Consider the following 14,469-nt stretch of genomic DNA (forward strand, 5'->3'; position numbering starts at 1 on the left):
AGGCGGTCCCCGAATAAAAAACCTCCCGAGCTATCGCCGGAAGGAGAGGCCCTCGATATCGCCGTCGGCGACGCCGGCGATACCCGCGCCGAGGGCGAAGGCGACCTGCTGTGCGCCTCCGCGGAGTTTGCCGGTCAGGCCGCGCTCGGGCTCGTACTCCTTGATCGTCACAGCCTCGCCCAGCCGTTGCTCCAGGCTCGCCTCGACGTCGTCGCGCGTGCCGAGCCGGTCGACGAGCCCACGCTCTTCGGCCTCGTCGCCGAGGAAGATGCGCGCTTCGGTGTCCTTGAGCGTCTCGGCGTCCATCTCGCGGCCCTCGGCAACGGTGTCGATGAACTGGTCGTAGTAGTCGTCGACGATACCCTGGAGGTACTCGCGCTCGTCCTCGGTCATCTCCTTCAACGGCACGCCGGCGTCCTTGTACTCGCCGGCGGTGAACTGCTCGTAGGAAAGGCCAAGCCGGTCGGCCAGTTCCTTGGCGTTGACCCGCGAGCCGACGACGCCAATCGAGCCGACGATAGAGCCCTCGCGCGCCCACAGCTCGTCACAGCCGGCGGCGATGTCGTAGCCGCCGCTGGCACAGACGTCCGTGGCGTAGGCGATGGTCGGGCCGTCGAACTCCTCGGCGGCGATGCGGATGTCCTCGCTGGGGACGATTTCGCCGCCCGGCGTGTTCAGTTTCAGGAGCAGCGCCTCTGAGCCCCGGTCCGCGTCGGCACGGTCTATCTGTTCGACGATGTCGTCGGCCGACGCGCCCACCGGTGGACTGGTGATGCCGCCACCGCCGTCACGGCTGATCGGCCCTTCGACGGCGACCTCCGCGACGTTGTGTGCCGGGAGGAGGGAACCGGCGACGTTGCTGCCGATACGGGCGGTGGCGACGGCGACAGCGACGACCAGCAGGACGCCGAGCAACTGGGCGAGGTTGTCGGGCGTCTGACGAACAGCACCCAGCCCAGGACCGTGCCGATACCGACCACAATTACGACCAGTAACCCACGAACGATGTCGTCTGTGCCCGCCATTACTGATACATCCCGAGCGGCTGTGCGCTCGTGCTCTCCTCCTGATTTTCCTGAAGCTGCTGTGCGAGTTGCGCCTTGGCTCGACCGATTTCCTCGGCCTGCTCGACCAGTGCCTCGGTATCGACCTCGAAGTCGGCCAGCGGGCTTATCGCCGTCTGCAGGAGCGCCCGCGCCGCTTCCGGGTCAGGAAAGCGCTGATCGGCCTCGACGATGAGCCCGATGCTCGTCAGCCCGACCCGCTGTGATTCGTGGACCAGCGCCCCGGTCGGCCCGGTGATCGCGCCGTTCTCCGAGGGCGAGTCCACGTTCGCCTCCTCCAGCATCGCCGCCCCGTCGCCGGTTGAGACGCCGTACACGTCCGGTACACCGTCTTTCTCGGCAGGACGGCCGCTGAGGTAGATCGGCGTCGCGTCGTTGGCCTCGAACCAGCTGACCATACAGCCGGCGAACTCCTTCGCGCCGGACGGGGAGATCGGGGCATCGCTCTGGAGGACGAGCAGGTCACGGCCCTCATCCGCGTACAGTCGGACCGGCGGGCGAACGTCCGGATCGTCCGTCCCGTACACGGCGATTTCTGGCAGTCCCTCGCAGTGGGCTGACGCGTAGTACTCCATATCGTAGACGTCGACGAGATGGTCGGCGGCTATCTTGCCGACGAGTCCGACGCCCGGGAGCCCCTCGACCAGTGTCGGGGAATCGAGCGAAATGTCGTCGCGGTGGACCTGTATGTGTGCCATGTCTGTGGTATCGGCCGCCGGCGGCTTGAAAGCCATGGGCCGGTGCCGTTCGAAACCCACAAACCGACCGCCAGCGAACGCCGGACAATGGAACCACTCGACCGCTACCGACCCATCATCGACGACTTCGAGGCGTTCATCGACGCATGTGAACGCCCGCTACCGTCGGCTGTCAGGGTCAACACCATCAAAGCTTCCGTCGAGAGGGTCCGAACGGCGCTTGCGGACGCGGACATCGCCTACGAACCCGTCGACTGGCACGACGGCCTGTTCGTCCTGCCCGAGGACTCCCCCGGCGCGAACTGGCCGTACTTCCACGGCTGGATTCACGGGCAGGAGGAAGTGTCCGTGATTCCGGCGACCGTACTGGACCCCCAGCCTGGCGAGCGAGTCTGGGACGCCTGTGCGGCACCGGGGAGCAAGACGACCCAGCTCGCCGCGCTGATAGAGGACACCGGCGAAGTCGTCGCGACCGACAACAACCTCGGACGGATTTCGGCGCTACGGACCAACACTGAGCGGCTGGGCGCGACCACGGTCGCTGTCACCCACGAGGACGGGCGCAACCACTCGCTCAAGCCCTTCGGCGGCGAGGGATACGACCGGGCACTCGTTGACGTCCCCTGTTCCTGTGAAGGGACCATTCGCAAGAACCCCGATACGCTGGAAGATTGGACGCTCTCGCACGTCGAAGGCATCTCCGGCGTCCAGAAAGGCATTCTCAAGCGAGCCGTCGAAGTGACCGAACCCGGCGGAACCGTCGTTTACTCTACCTGTACGTTCGCCCCGGAGGAAAACGAGGCCGTACTGGACTACGTTCTCGGCGAGACGGCTTGCGAAATTGTGGACTACGACCTCCCACTCGACCACGCCCCCGGCATCACCGAGTGGCAGGACGAGACATTCGACCCCAGCGTCGCCGACGCCAAGCGCATCTACCCGCATCACAACGACACGGGCGGGTTCTTCTGTGCGAAACTGGAGGTACCCGCGGAATGAGCGACCAGAGCACGGAGTTCACACGGCTCCCAGAGACAGACGAAGAGCGAGAAGACCCCGAGCGGGCGACCCGCGAGGAAGTCCTCGACTTCTGGACCGAGCGGTTCGGCGTCCCGCCGGAGACTTTCGAGGGATACACGTTCTGGGAACGCGGCGCTGGCAAACTGTGGCTGTATCAGGGGAGTCCGCCATCGCCTGTCGACATCGAGGGCCTTGGAATGACGTTCCTGCGGACGCGCCAGGAACACTGGAAGCCGACGCTGGAGGCCGTCCAGCGATTCGGCGAGCACGCCAGCCAGAACGTCATTCACCTCGACGAGGACACTGCCCGAGCGTTCGTCGCGGGCGAGGATCAGGAACTCGACTGGGACGGCGACTGGGGGTATCTCGTCGTCACCCACGACCTCGCCGGCGAGGCCGAACCGGTCGGCGTCGGCCTGTACGTGTACGGCGAACTCAGGTCCCAGGTGCCGAAGGGTCGCCGGCGAGAGGTCTGAACCGGGCGGTACAACCGGGCAGGTGAGAGCGGCTCAACCGCTGGAAGACTTCGCGGCCGGCGTTCCCTGCATCGCGTACAACTCCGCGTACGTGCCGTCGTCGTCAAGCAGTTCGGCGTGGCTGCCCCGTTCTGTGACCTGCCCGTCCTCGACGGTGTAGATTCGGTCGGCGTTAGAGACGGTCGAGAGCCGATGGGCGATTGCGATCACGGTCTGGTCCCCGTCGAGCGTCTCGACGGTTCGATGGATTTGCCGTTCCAGGTTCGAGTCGAGGTCGCTGGTGGCTTCATCGAGTACGAGTATCTCTGCGTCCGTCAGCAGCGCGCGGGCCAGTGCGACGCGCTGGCGTTGCCCGCCGGAGAGTTTCACGCCGTCGTCGCCCAGCACCGTGTCGAGCCCCTGCGGAAGGTCATCGAGAAATTCGAGGACGAGGGCCTTCTCGGCGACCTCGTACAGCGTCTCGTCGGAGATATCCCTGCCGACGGTGAGGTTGTACCGCAAGGAGTCGTTGAAGATATGCGGGTCCTGTCGGACCATCGCAACAGCGTCACGCCATTCATCGAGGGCATAGGTCGAAATCGGCGTCCCGTTCGCCAGAACGTCACCGCTATCCGGCGCATAGAGCCGAGTGAGCAGCGAGACGACTGTCGATTTGCCACCACCGGACTCACCGACGATACCGACGAACTCGCCTCGCTCGACAGCCATCGAGAAGTCCGCGAGCACTGGCTCGTCCTCGTAGGCGAACGAGACGTTCTCGAACGCGACTTCCTCGATGCAGTCCGGGACTGGCTGCCCGCCAGTGGGCTCCTGCTGGGTTTCGAGGCGGTCGATGAACTGGTGGGTGCGAACCAGATGTGGGAGCTCTCCCTCGACGGCGTAGATGGTAGAATTGAGCGAACTCAGTCGGGGCGCGAGTCGGAGCATCGCGAACAGGAACACGCCGAGTTCCGCGATAGACAGCGCCCGAAAACTGATTGCGACGTAGACGAGCCCAAACAGGAGCAGCGAGACCGAGAGCCGATAGAAGCTACCGATTGCGACCTCGTTCCGGCGAACGGCGATGCTGGTCGAGGTGTATCGGTCGAGCGTGGCCCGGAACTCGGCAAGCAGTCCGTCGCGCATACCGAACAGCTTCACGTCACGGATACCTTGCGTCCCCGCCTGTGTTGTCTCCTGTAGCTGTTCGTTTGCCGTCGCCACACGGTCGCCAACGGCGTACCCGGGCTCGATGCCGTATCTGATGATCGCCGTGACACCGCCGAGAGCGACAGCTGCACCGACTGCCAGCACCGGAGCGATAGCGAGTGCGATCCCGATATACACTAGACAGAGGATTGCCTGCTGGAAGAACTGGATAATCCGGCCGATGACACGGCCAGCGTACCGGGTCTGTGTCAGAATCGTGTTCATGATGTCGTCGGAGCCCTTGTCGTCGTAGTAGGCGACCGACGCGCCCATCGCCAGTTCATAGGCCCTGTTCTTGAGATCGCGTTCGTACGTCTGTGTAAGCTTCGCCGCGAGCCACTTCACCGCAAACGATGCCGTGAACCGGACGACCATCACGCACGCGAGACCGAGTAACAGGGATTCGAGCGTGAGCGGCAGTCCGGCGGCGGCGTACGCGGACAGGAACTGGCCGGTGACGCCGTCCGCCTGCAGTGGGAGGCCTTGCCCGCCCTGTGCAGCGTCGAGTATGGGAAACAGGAACGAGAGGCCAACGCCCTCCAGCAGCATCACGAAGAGGCTGGCGGCGACGATACTCCCCGTCAGCGCCGGACGATACAGTGCCACACGGTGCAGCGATGCGTATTTTTCACTGACGGAGGGAGTATCAGTCATTGTTCCGGATGCGAGTGCTATGTAACATAGTTACCGACTCACTACGGTTGGGCAGTACGGGAGCGAAGGGAGCGTCTACCACCTGTCTGGGTTGTGACGGCGACGAAAAGAGGCCATAACAAATAGTGCGAGTATCCCTGGAGTCCACATATGGTCGCGATAGATTCTGGATCGACTGTCGTCGCAACTGATAACTGTGTGACCACGACTATCGACGGCGAGATCGTGCTGCTCAACAACGAGACGGGGCGGTACCAGGGCCTGTCGGGCGTCGGCCCGGACATCTGGGACCGAATCCAGGAACCGACGGAACCAGCGGCTATCGTCTCAACGCTAGTCGAGGAGTACGATGTCGACAGAGACCGAGTGGCAACTGACGTGGAACGATTCCTGGAAACGCTTGCCGCGGAGCAACTCGTCAAGATCGATGCGAGCCCGACTCCGTGAGTTCAGGGCGTTGCCACGGGCGCAGAAGCTATTGCTCTGTGAAGCTGTGGTACTGATCGTTGCGAGCAAGGTATTGCTTGCAGTCGCTGGGCTGGAGGACGCAGAGCGATATTTCGGTATAGTCTCTCAGTACCTCCCGTGTCATCGTCAGTCCGGGTCACCAGAGTCAGTGCGGTGGGCGGTTCTGACAGCGGGATCACGTCTTCCGGGTACCTACGATTGTCTTGACCGAGCGCTCACTGGTAGCACACTGCTGGTAGCCAACAACCTGCCGCATCGTCTCCGCTTCGGCGTGGACACCCAGTCCGAGACGTTCGAGGCTCACGCTTGGATCGAGTCTAACGGGGCTGTCCTTATCGGGGATGTCGACGACTTCGGGCGCTTCCGCACACTCACGGAACGCGAAGTACGTGGCTAACGGATAGTAAACACGCTATTCTGTGTGAATTCAACGGTAATGGATACTATAACAAATACACCTACATCTGAAACCAGAGGCGGGGGTAACCCATGAAGGAATACGAAACGCCGTCGGTCGAAACGTATGGAACTGTCGAAGAAAAGACGAACTGGTGGGACCACGACGACGGATACGGGAAGTGGAGCTAAAGTCCGCAGTCGGTTCACGTATCTAACTGATCCCTCCTTTATTGATCCCCGACACTGGCACCGGTCAATGGCTACGTCGTGACGGTTTCGTGGCTGTGTGTCGGAAGTAGAGAGCGCATTCTTATCCACCACAGAAGTCAAGCGATCTGGTATGAACCAGGGGTGTCGTAGATGGGGTGTGTTTCAGCACGGACGGAATCGATGGACAACTACGCAGGGAGGGACCTAGCAGGATGGCAACAGTAAGCACAGCCACGTACGAAGCTTTTGGACTGACAGTCCGCTCGGCATTCGACGTACCGGAGCTTCCGCCCGCTGAGACAGAGCCCGACGGGCGGGCCGACGTCACCATCACTGAAGAACGGCTCCCTCGCCCACTGTCGGCTGACTCCGAATCGACCTTTCACGCGGTAGACGAGCGCGAATACTACCTTCTATACGACGCCGCAACGGTCAGAATTCTCGACGGGACGTCCATCGCTGTAGACCCGGCCTCGGACGTGCCAAGCGAAGTCCTCCGCCACGTACTGGTCGGCCCGGCGTTGAACCACCTGCTGGACCAGCGGGGCTACTTCGTACTGCACGCCAGTACTGTCAGCATCGACGGGCGTGCAGTGGCGTTCGTCGGGGAGTCCGGGGTCGGAAAAACGACGACTGCGATGGCCTGTTTGCTTGACGGGCACCGTGTCCTGAGCGACGACGTGGCTGCGATAACGCTGGATAATGCGGGACCAGTCGTTCGGAGCGGCTACCCATCGATGAAACTCGACCCGGAGGCAGTTGCGGCGTTTGACCCCCCGGTCGAGCCGCCGGAACAGGTCCACAGCGGGCGCCCGCGACACTTCTACGGGCTCAGACACGACCAGCCCGCGACTCCGGTGCCGCTAGAACGCATCTATCTGCTCGAAGACGGTGAATCTATCGGGGTGGACTCAGTCAGGCCGGACGAACAGGTCATGGCGCTCGTCGATAACACGTACACGCTGGGCGCGCTGGATGCCGACGGCCAGGCCGTGGCCAATTTCAGTGCTTGCGGGGAGATCGTCGATATGACAGATATAAAACGGCTCCGCCGACCGTTCGATCTCGATATACTCCCGGAGGTCGTAGACCGGATTCAGTCTGATCTCGAGAGTAAGCCATGCTAACGGAGGCTGAACCCGAACTCCAATTGGTAGTCGACTGTGTTCGTACCGCAATCGTCACCGACGCTTCCCCCGAGCTTCCCGCGCTGGATGCCGAACCTGCCTGGGACCGCGTCCTTGAACTCGCCCGATATCATGGCGTCGTGCAACTCCTCTATCAGGGGCTGGAACCGATAGCACGCGAGAGCGGTGATGAGTTCACCGTGCCAGAGTCCGTGTTGACACGACTTAACAGCACAGTACAGGGAAAGCGGATGCGGAATCTCGCGTTCACGACCGAGCTACAGGAGATAATCGAGAGTTTTGAGACACGCGGTGTACGCGCGGTACCGTTCAAAGGACCGACGCTGTCCGCCACCGCCTATGACGACGCAACGGTGCGAGAGTACAACGATCTGGATCTGCTCGTCCATCCTGAAGATATCACCGTCGCCGCGGATATTCTGGAAGAGCGAGGCTACGAGTGGCGCGGGGGCACGCCGCGATTGGACGACGCCGCGCTGTTGGGCGGTCCCGTGACGAAGGCAATCGTTCACGAGTACGAGATGCGAGGTCCGGAGTTCGACGTGGAACTCCGCTGGCGCGTGGGCGACGCCGAGCGACCGTTCACCACACCGTTCAGTGAACTCTGGGACCGCCGCGACACAGTCGCGGTCGGCGGCCAACCGCTTCCGGCGCTTGCACAGCCAGACCGGCTACTCGTGTTAGCGTTCCACGGAACCAAGCACCGCTGGTATCTCCTGAAGTGGCTCTGTGATTTCGTTGCGGCGCTGGAGTCGACGGAAGCCGACTGGTCACACGTCCTCGCTCGGGCGCGGGAAACTGGCGTCCAGCGGAACCTACTGCTCGGGGCCGCGCTCGCCCGTACTGTCTTCGGGTATGCCCTCCCGGCGCCGATACTGGATCGCCTTCGCACGGACGACCGCGTCACCGAGTTAACCGAGGCCGTCGTCGAGTCGCTGGCCGCTGGGACGCCACAGGCACCCACGCAGTTCGAGGCCGCTCAGTTTCACCTGGCTGCCAGCGATTCGGCAACTGCGCTGGTGCCGCTCCTGCTGTTGCATTCGTCGCTTCACCCGACTTACTCGGAGTACCAGTTTTGCCCGCTCCCCGGTCCGCTGCATCCGCTATACTACGTCATCTGGCCGCTCCGACTCCTCCTCGAAGTGCCACAGTGGCAGCGACAGCGGTCCGAAGAGCCACTTGACGAAGCGACCTGAACAGCCGAGTCGCTCGCTTCGTTCCGGCGACGATTCGCTGTATCTGGGGGCTGATTCTCAGCGGTATCCCACAGGCGGCTCACTCCCGTGGCTGGATTGTCCCCTCACCCAGCCCTTCCCAGGCAACGCGGTAGCCAAGGCGTGCGAGGGCGGCGCTGTCATCCTCGATACCGTAGTCTGCCAGTCTGTCGCTCGCCGCCTCGTACGCCATTCCGGGCTCGATCTCCTCGGCCAGGTCGTCTAACACGGCAGGGGAAACGAGCGTGCGCCCGACGCGCTCGTGGGCCGGATAGGCCACGTCTTCCAGCGCATCCTCGCTGACGCCGTACTCCGCGGCGAGGTCAGCGAGCGAGGTAACGTCGGCATCCGGCCGGAGTTCATCGGGTATCTCCGCGGCGCTCTCGCGCACCAGCCGCTCCTCGTAGGGTCGCAGGGCATCCCGCACGTCTTTCACGCTGACCGTCCCGGCGTACGGAATCGCTCGGTTATCCGTCGCTTCGATTTCGTCCCCGACACCGAGCGATTCGTCGACGGCGACCAGCATCTCCACGTCCGCCAGCGCGTCGAGGCGGGCGAGCTTCTTCTCGACGTACTCCGGCGTCCAGAAACCCATAATTTCGAAGAAAATCCGGAAGGGAGCGTCACTGGCAGCCCCGTCAGCCCCGTCCGAGCCCCCGCCACTGCGCCCGGTGTCCCGAACGCCGGTATCAGCGCCGGGTCGCCACTCGAAGGCGAAATCCGGGATGATGACGTGTTCCCCTGCCGCTAGAGGCTCCGGTTCCCGGATCAGGTCCCAGTCGAGGTCCAGCGCGGCGAACCGCCCGGCGAAGTCGGCTTCGACACCGCTGTCGTAGCTGACCTCAGTTACGGGCTCGACGCCGGGAACGGAGACATCCGCATCTGAAAGGGTGAGTTCCCGCTCGGTACCCCGGTCATCGATGGTCGCCGTCAATTCCCACTCGCTCGCGGCCGCGACTGTCCGAAGGAGACGAGCGAAGCGGGTGCCGTACCGGCGTGTATTCGAGAACAGCGCGTCCGGGCCCGTGACCACGACCTCCCGACCGCTTTCTGTCCGCCGGATCTCGTACATCAGCCGGAGGCGTTTGACCGCCGAGACGAGCGTGTTCGGGTCTGACGAGCGGACCCGAACCTCGGTCGCGTCGAACAGCGCCGTTTGCGCCAGCGAGAGGTTGTACTGGGTCCGCAGTTCGGCCGGCCCCCAGCGCGAGTCGACATCGGTGAGAATCTGTCGTGAGTCGCGGTCGGCGTACAGTGTGTCGGCCAGCGTCTCGGCATCCGTGCCGAAGTGGTCGGCCGCCTCGGAGAGTGCCTGCTGGCGCTCGGCCTCGGTCACGACGCCGACGTCCGCAGCGGCTTCGAACACCCGACGGCGGGCGCGGACAGGGTCGACCAGAGCTTGCGTCTCGAAGGCAGCCTCCCGTTCGACGAGTTTCGCCAGCCCGCGGACGAGTTTGAAATCGTCGGCCTCTCGCTCTACGTCCGCGAGCGCCGTCTCCAGCGTCTCACGGGATTCGCCGACGTGGCCCTGGTAGATACCGAGCACGCGGGCCGCCAGTCGCTCCACATCGGCATCGGCGAACTGCAGGTGATAGCCGCCGCCCGCCCGAGACACCCGCAGGAGGTCTTTCGTCAGCACACGCGTGTCTCCGCGACGGAACGACAAAAACACGGGGAGTCAGGGCAATCTCTCAACATACTTAGGGGCACCTCGATGCTGCGACGCCCGCTATCTGCGTCGCCTGGCGACGCGCTCTTCGGCGGTCTCCTCAGTCACGAGTTCGTACAGCAGCGCCCGCCCGCTGTCGGCTTTTGGCCGCAGAATCCGGCCGAGTCGCTGGGTGAACTCCCGCTCTGACCCGCTCCCCGAGAGGACGACGGCGACGTTGGCGTCGGGCACGTCCACACCCTCGTCGAGGACGTTCGCCGTCACGACCCGGGAGTAGGTCCCGTCGCGGAACCGCTCTAAGATCTCCCGACGCTCGCTCGCACCGGTCTCGTGTGTTATCGCTGGAATAAGGAACCGCTCGGAGAGGCGGTACACGAGGTCAGTGTGGGCGGTGAAGACGATGATGCGGTCCTCACGGTGGCGGTCCAGAATCGTCGCCAGCCGGTCGACCTTCCGTTGGGCGTTCATCATCACCTCGCGGGCGTGCTGTTTCGCCAGCAGCGCCTCGCGGGCCGCCGGGTCGTTGCCGGACCGCTTCACGAGTTCCTGATAGTCGCTGCCGGACCGGAGTTGGATGTTGGACTGCTTCAGGTAGTCGGTGAACGTCCTCTGAGACTCCTCGTAGCGGTCCCGCTCGTCCGGCGTGAGCGCGACTTCGATTCGTTTGATATCGTAGTCCGCGAGGTGCTCGCCCGCCAGGTCGTCAACGCTGACTCGCTGGACGAGCGGCCCGACGAGTGCCTCGATGGTCTCGTGTGCGCCGTCCGGCCGCTCGAACGTCGCCGTCAGCCCGAGTCGCGCCGGCGCGGCGAGCAGCCGAGCGATGTCCCGATACCCCTCGCCGCCGAGGTGATGGACCTCGTCGAAAACCACGAGTCCGAATCGGTCCCCGAGTTCGTCGGCCCGCAGGTACGCCGAGTCGTACGTCGACACCGTGATGTCCTCGACCCGCTGTTCGCCCCCGCCCATGCGGCCGACCGGCTGGTCGAACTCCCGCTGTAGCTCGCGCTGCCACTGCTCCAGCAGGTCGATAGTCGGGACCACGACCAGCGTCGGCGTCCCCAGCGCGACCATCGCCGCGATGCCGATGACGGTTTTGCCGCTCCCCGTCGGGAGTTCCAGACAGCCTCTATCGCCGGTCGTTCGCCAAGCGTCCAGCGCTGCCTGCTGGTACGCTCTGAGGTCGTACGTCGTCGAGAGCGACAGCGACGGGAGCGAACTGACGTGGTCCTCGTATGCCAGCCCGCGCTCGTCGAGTGCGTTCACGAGTTCGGCGTACCGGTAGGCCGGCGCTCGATCTGTCTGCGAGCGCTCGTCGTACTCGACGCCGGGCAGGTCCGACGACGGGTCCCCCGTCACGCGGATGGTCTCCGACTCGTACGTCAACTCCAGCACACTCCGGGGTTCGCCGGTCCGGCCGATAACGCTTTCGTGGGCCACATCGCCGGGGGCACCACCGGGTAAAATAACAATACAGTTTACGTCCGTTCGCACCCACTATTCTTAGTATGGACGACGCACGAGCAGCAGTAATTGCCCTCTTGCTGTCGGCAGTGCTGACCCTCGCCGTGGTACCGGCAAGCGTAGCAGGAACACAGACGGCACAGGAGACACTAACCGTCGACAAAGACGGGAGTGCCGACTACCGGTCGATACAGGCCGCCGTGGACGCCGCCGATAGCGGTGACACCGTCGAGGTCCGGCCGGGCACCTACTACGAAGAAGTCCGAATCAACGAGAACATCTCCCTCGTCGCACCCGACCGGGCGATACTGGACGGCTCGCGGTTCGTCAACGGTACCGGCGTTACGGTGGCCGGCCCAGCCGAACCGACCGTCACCGGATTTACCGTGCGGAACTACCGCTTCGGTGTCATGGCCAACGGGACCAATGGCGACTGGACGGTCAGTAATACGACCGTTATCGCTGCCGACGTCGGCGTCTACGCGCCGAATTCGTCCGGGAACTGGACTATCGAGGACGCCGCCGTCGCCAGCACGACCTACAGCGGCGTGTTCGCCCGCGAGACCAGCGGCGACTGGACGATTCGCGACACTCGCTTCGTCGCTGTCGGCGGCGACGGCGCCGACGTCCGCAGGTCTTCCGGCGACTGGGCGGTCGCAGCGGTCGTCGTCGACCGGTCCGGCGCGGACGGCGTCGATGCCTCCGGGACAACTGGCGACTGGACGGTCCAGAACACGGAGGTCCGTCGTAGCGATACCGGCGTCAAAGCTATCGACAGCGACGGCGACTGGACGGTGACCGACCTGACGGTCCGCCGGAGCGACACCGGCCTGGTGACCGCTTTCTCGGGCGGTGCGTGGACGCTCGAAAATGCCACCCTCGAAACCCGGGATATCGGGGTCTTCAGCGCTCGAACGACCGGCGCGTGGACCATCCAGAATACGATCATCGAAAGCCGGCAACAGGGAATCCACGCCGTCAAGACCAACGCGTCGTGGACTGTCTCTGAATCGACCGTCTCCGTGACCGCCGAGCAGAATGCCATCGGTGTCGACGCCCGCTCCGCGAGCGAGGGCTGGTCGCTTGAGAACGTCACCATCGACAGCCCCGATATCAAAGTCGCCGAGTGAAGCAGACACGCCGGCATTGCCTACCCCGTCACGGGCTGCCACTCTCGCCACCAAAGCGAAGCCCTTAATTAAAACACCCTCTTCTCCCAGAGTGCGGGACCGTGGGGTAGCGGTATCCTCGGCGGATGGGGTCCGTCGGACCTGAGTTCGAATCTCGGCGGTCCCACTTCAAGGCTTTGTGCAAGGAATACAACTGGACAGCAGCGGTTTCATACGGGCCGCGAGGGTTGCGCTGCCACAGTGGTTGACGGAAGCATCAATCAGACACCCAAGGCGGAAGCAGAGGAAGGCTGACAGCCAAATTGTGATTTGTGCGGCCCTGCCAGAACGAGACCGATTTCCTCTACACTTTTGTAATGCCGATAGCAAGCGAGGGGTATGGGAAAGGCAAACGACGTAGACTACGCTGACCTGCACGACCCGAACGCAGAGTACACCATGCGGGAGCTCTCTGCGGAGACAATGGGCGTCACCGCCAAGCGCGGTGGCGGCCGTGACGTGGAGATCACAGACGTTCAGACGACGATGGTCGACGGGAACTTCCCGTGGACGCTCGTCCGGATCTACACCGACGCAGGCATCGTCGGTACGGGCGAGGCATACTGGGGCGCGGGCGTCCCGGAACTCATCGAGCGGATGAAGCCGTTCGTCGTCGGCGAGAACCCGCTGGACATCGACCGCCTCTATGAGCACCTCATCCAGAAGATGAGCGGCGAGGGGAGCGTCGAGGGCGTCACCGTGACGGCCATCGCTGGCATCGAGGTCGCACTGCACGACCTCGCGGGCAAGATCCTCGAAGTGCCGGCCTACCAGCTCCTGGGCGGCAAGTACCGCGACGAGATGCGCGTGTACTGCGACTGCCATACCGAGGAAGAGGCTGACGCCGACGCCTGCGCCGAGGAGGCGCGCCGCGTCGTCGACGAACTGGGCTACGACGCGTTGAGTTCGATCTCGACGTGCCGAGCGGCCTCGAAAAGGACCGCGCGAACCGCCACCTCCGCCCGGGCGAAATCCGCCACAAGGCCGAGATCGTCGAGAAGGTCACCGAGGAGGTCAAAGACGAGGCCGACGTGGCCTTCGACTGTCACTGGACGTTCTCGGGCAGCTCCGGGAAGCGCCTCGCCGACGCCATCGAGGAGTACGACGTCTGGTGGCTCGAAGACCCCGTTCCGCCGGAGAATCTCGAAGTGCAGGAGGAAGTCACCAAGTCCACGACCACGCCGATTACCGTGGGCGAGAACCGCTACCGCGTCACCGAGGAGCGGCGGCTCATCGAGAACCAGGCCGTCGACATGATCGCGCCGGACATGCCGAAGGTCGGCGGGATGCGCGAGACGCGCAAGGTCGCCGATGTGGCGAACCAGTACTACATCCCGGTCGCGATGCACAACGTCTCCTCGCCGATTGCGACGATGGCGAGCGCCCACGTCGGGGCGTCTGTCCCGAACTCTCTCGCCGTCGAGTACCACTCCTACGAACTCGGCTGGTGGGAGGACCTAGTCGAGGAGACCGTCATCGAGGACGGCTACATCGAGATTCCGGAAGAGCCGGGTCTCGGTCTGACGCTCGATCTCGACGCCGTCGAAGAGCACGTCGTCGAGGGCGACACCGTCTTCGACGAAGCGTAAGTTCAGCCCCCCATCTGTTGGTGTTGACTGGGACGGCAC

The 14,469-nt window shown here is 63.9% G+C and carries 11 protein-coding genes, 1 tRNA gene and 2 pseudogenes; 9 read left to right on the forward strand and 5 right to left on the reverse strand.

Features of this window, described 5'->3' with window-relative positions; all coding sequences use genetic code 11:
• Positions 1-30: 30 nt before the first annotated feature.
• Positions 31-1,025 (reverse strand): annotated as a pseudogene (sppA, locus tag GJ630_RS01200) (signal peptide peptidase SppA).
• Positions 1,025-1,798, reverse strand: a complete 774-nt coding sequence (locus tag GJ630_RS01205) for a proteasome assembly chaperone family protein (protein ID WP_079980829.1) — start codon at positions 1,796-1,798, stop codon at positions 1,025-1,027. Before GJ630_RS01205 ends, sppA begins: the two are co-directional and overlap by 1 nt.
• Positions 1,799-1,849: 51 nt before the next feature.
• Here GJ630_RS01205 and GJ630_RS01210 point away from each other — a divergent pair, with 51 nt between their 5' ends.
• Positions 1,850-2,761: an RsmB/NOP family class I SAM-dependent RNA methyltransferase gene (locus GJ630_RS01210; protein ID WP_014040159.1), complete on the forward strand. Its 912-nt coding sequence runs from the start codon at positions 1,850-1,852 to the stop codon at positions 2,759-2,761.
• Positions 2,758-3,258: a hypothetical protein gene (locus GJ630_RS01215; protein WP_014040158.1), complete on the forward strand. Its 501-nt coding sequence runs from the start codon at positions 2,758-2,760 to the stop codon at positions 3,256-3,258. Before GJ630_RS01210 ends, GJ630_RS01215 begins: the two co-directional genes overlap by 4 nt.
• A gap of 33 nt (positions 3,259-3,291) precedes the next feature.
• Here GJ630_RS01215 and GJ630_RS01220 read toward each other — a convergent pair whose 3' ends face one another.
• Positions 3,292-5,100 carry an ABC transporter ATP-binding protein gene (locus tag GJ630_RS01220; protein WP_191449261.1) on the reverse strand — a complete coding sequence of 603 codons (1,809 nt, stop codon included), beginning with the start codon at positions 5,098-5,100 and terminating at the stop codon, positions 3,292-3,294.
• 150 nt (positions 5,101-5,250) lie between these two features.
• Between GJ630_RS01220 and GJ630_RS01225 the strand changes: the two genes are divergently transcribed.
• The 4 genes from GJ630_RS01225 (at position 5,251) to GJ630_RS01240 (ending at position 8,521) form a co-directional block, all read left to right on the forward strand.
• On the forward strand, positions 5,251-5,547 hold the full coding sequence (locus GJ630_RS01225) for a PqqD family peptide modification chaperone (protein ID WP_023843231.1): 297 nt from the start codon (positions 5,251-5,253) through the stop codon (positions 5,545-5,547).
• Positions 5,528-5,965: a lasso peptide biosynthesis B2 protein gene (locus tag GJ630_RS01230; RefSeq protein ID WP_023843230.1), complete on the forward strand. Its 438-nt coding sequence runs from the start codon at positions 5,528-5,530 to the stop codon at positions 5,963-5,965. The genes GJ630_RS01225 and GJ630_RS01230 overlap by 20 nt, the downstream gene beginning before the upstream one ends.
• Positions 5,966-6,389: 424 nt before the next feature.
• The gene (locus tag GJ630_RS01235) at positions 6,390-7,304 is read left to right on the forward strand and encodes a hypothetical protein (RefSeq protein ID WP_064287952.1); all 915 of its coding nucleotides are present in this window, start codon (positions 6,390-6,392) and stop codon (positions 7,302-7,304) included.
• The gene (locus GJ630_RS01240) at positions 7,298-8,521 is read left to right on the forward strand and encodes a nucleotidyltransferase family protein (protein WP_191449262.1); all 1,224 of its coding nucleotides are present in this window, start codon (positions 7,298-7,300) and stop codon (positions 8,519-8,521) included. Before GJ630_RS01235 ends, GJ630_RS01240 begins: the two co-directional genes overlap by 7 nt.
• Before the next feature lie 79 nt (positions 8,522-8,600).
• On the opposite strand, the gene GJ630_RS01245 is transcribed toward GJ630_RS01240, so the two are convergent.
• Together GJ630_RS01245 and GJ630_RS01250 are read right to left on the reverse strand one after the other, a co-directional pair.
• On the reverse strand, positions 8,601-10,178 hold the full coding sequence (locus GJ630_RS01245) for a DUF790 family protein (RefSeq protein WP_050037936.1): 1,578 nt from the start codon (positions 10,176-10,178) through the stop codon (positions 8,601-8,603).
• A 90-nt stretch (positions 10,179-10,268) separates the two neighbouring features.
• A complete protein-coding gene (locus GJ630_RS01250; RefSeq protein ID WP_371726774.1) occupies positions 10,269-11,603 on the reverse strand; it encodes a DEAD/DEAH box helicase in 1,335 nt (444 codons plus the stop codon).
• 113 nt (positions 11,604-11,716) lie between these two features.
• On the opposite strand from GJ630_RS01250, the gene GJ630_RS01255 reads away from it, so the two are divergent.
• The 3 genes and pseudogenes from GJ630_RS01255 (at position 11,717) to GJ630_RS01265 (ending at position 14,430) form a co-directional block, all read left to right on the forward strand.
• Positions 11,717-12,802, forward strand: coding sequence for a nitrous oxide reductase family maturation protein NosD (locus GJ630_RS01255; protein WP_014040151.1), 1,086 nt, complete (start codon positions 11,717-11,719; stop codon positions 12,800-12,802).
• Between the two features lie 95 nt (positions 12,803-12,897).
• Positions 12,898-12,968: transfer RNA gene (locus GJ630_RS01260), tRNA-Pro, on the forward strand.
• A gap of 212 nt (positions 12,969-13,180) precedes the next feature.
• Positions 13,181-14,430 (forward strand): annotated as a pseudogene (locus GJ630_RS01265) (mandelate racemase/muconate lactonizing enzyme family protein).
• The last annotated feature ends 39 nt before the right edge of the window (positions 14,431-14,469 follow it).

It is taken from the genome of Haloarcula sp. CBA1122, assembly GCF_009741785.1.
Classification (GTDB): Archaea; Halobacteriota; Halobacteria; order Halobacteriales; family Haloarculaceae; genus Haloarcula; species Haloarcula hispanica.

Excerpts from the sequence above, each read along its gene's own strand:
- GJ630_RS01230 (WP_023843230.1), top strand. The coding sequence starts at position 5,528 with ATGCGAGCCCGACTCCGTGAGTTCAGGGCGTTGCCACGGGCGCAGAAG.
- GJ630_RS01240 (WP_191449262.1), top strand. The coding sequence starts at position 7,298 with ATGCTAACGGAGGCTGAACCCGAACTCCAATTGGTAGTCGACTGTGTT.
- GJ630_RS01235 (WP_064287952.1), top strand. The coding sequence starts at position 6,390 with ATGGCAACAGTAAGCACAGCCACGTACGAAGCTTTTGGACTGACAGTC.
- GJ630_RS01210 (WP_014040159.1), top strand. The coding sequence starts at position 1,850 with ATGGAACCACTCGACCGCTACCGACCCATCATCGACGACTTCGAGGCG.
- GJ630_RS01205 (WP_079980829.1), bottom strand. The coding sequence starts at position 1,798 with ATGGCTTTCAAGCCGCCGGCGGCCGATACCACAGACATGGCACACATA.
- GJ630_RS01220 (WP_191449261.1), bottom strand. The coding sequence starts at position 5,100 with ATGACTGATACTCCCTCCGTCAGTGAAAAATACGCATCGCTGCACCGT.
- GJ630_RS01215 (WP_014040158.1), top strand. The coding sequence starts at position 2,758 with ATGAGCGACCAGAGCACGGAGTTCACACGGCTCCCAGAGACAGACGAA.
- GJ630_RS01255 (WP_014040151.1), top strand. The coding sequence starts at position 11,717 with ATGGACGACGCACGAGCAGCAGTAATTGCCCTCTTGCTGTCGGCAGTG.
- GJ630_RS01225 (WP_023843231.1), top strand. The coding sequence starts at position 5,251 with ATGGTCGCGATAGATTCTGGATCGACTGTCGTCGCAACTGATAACTGT.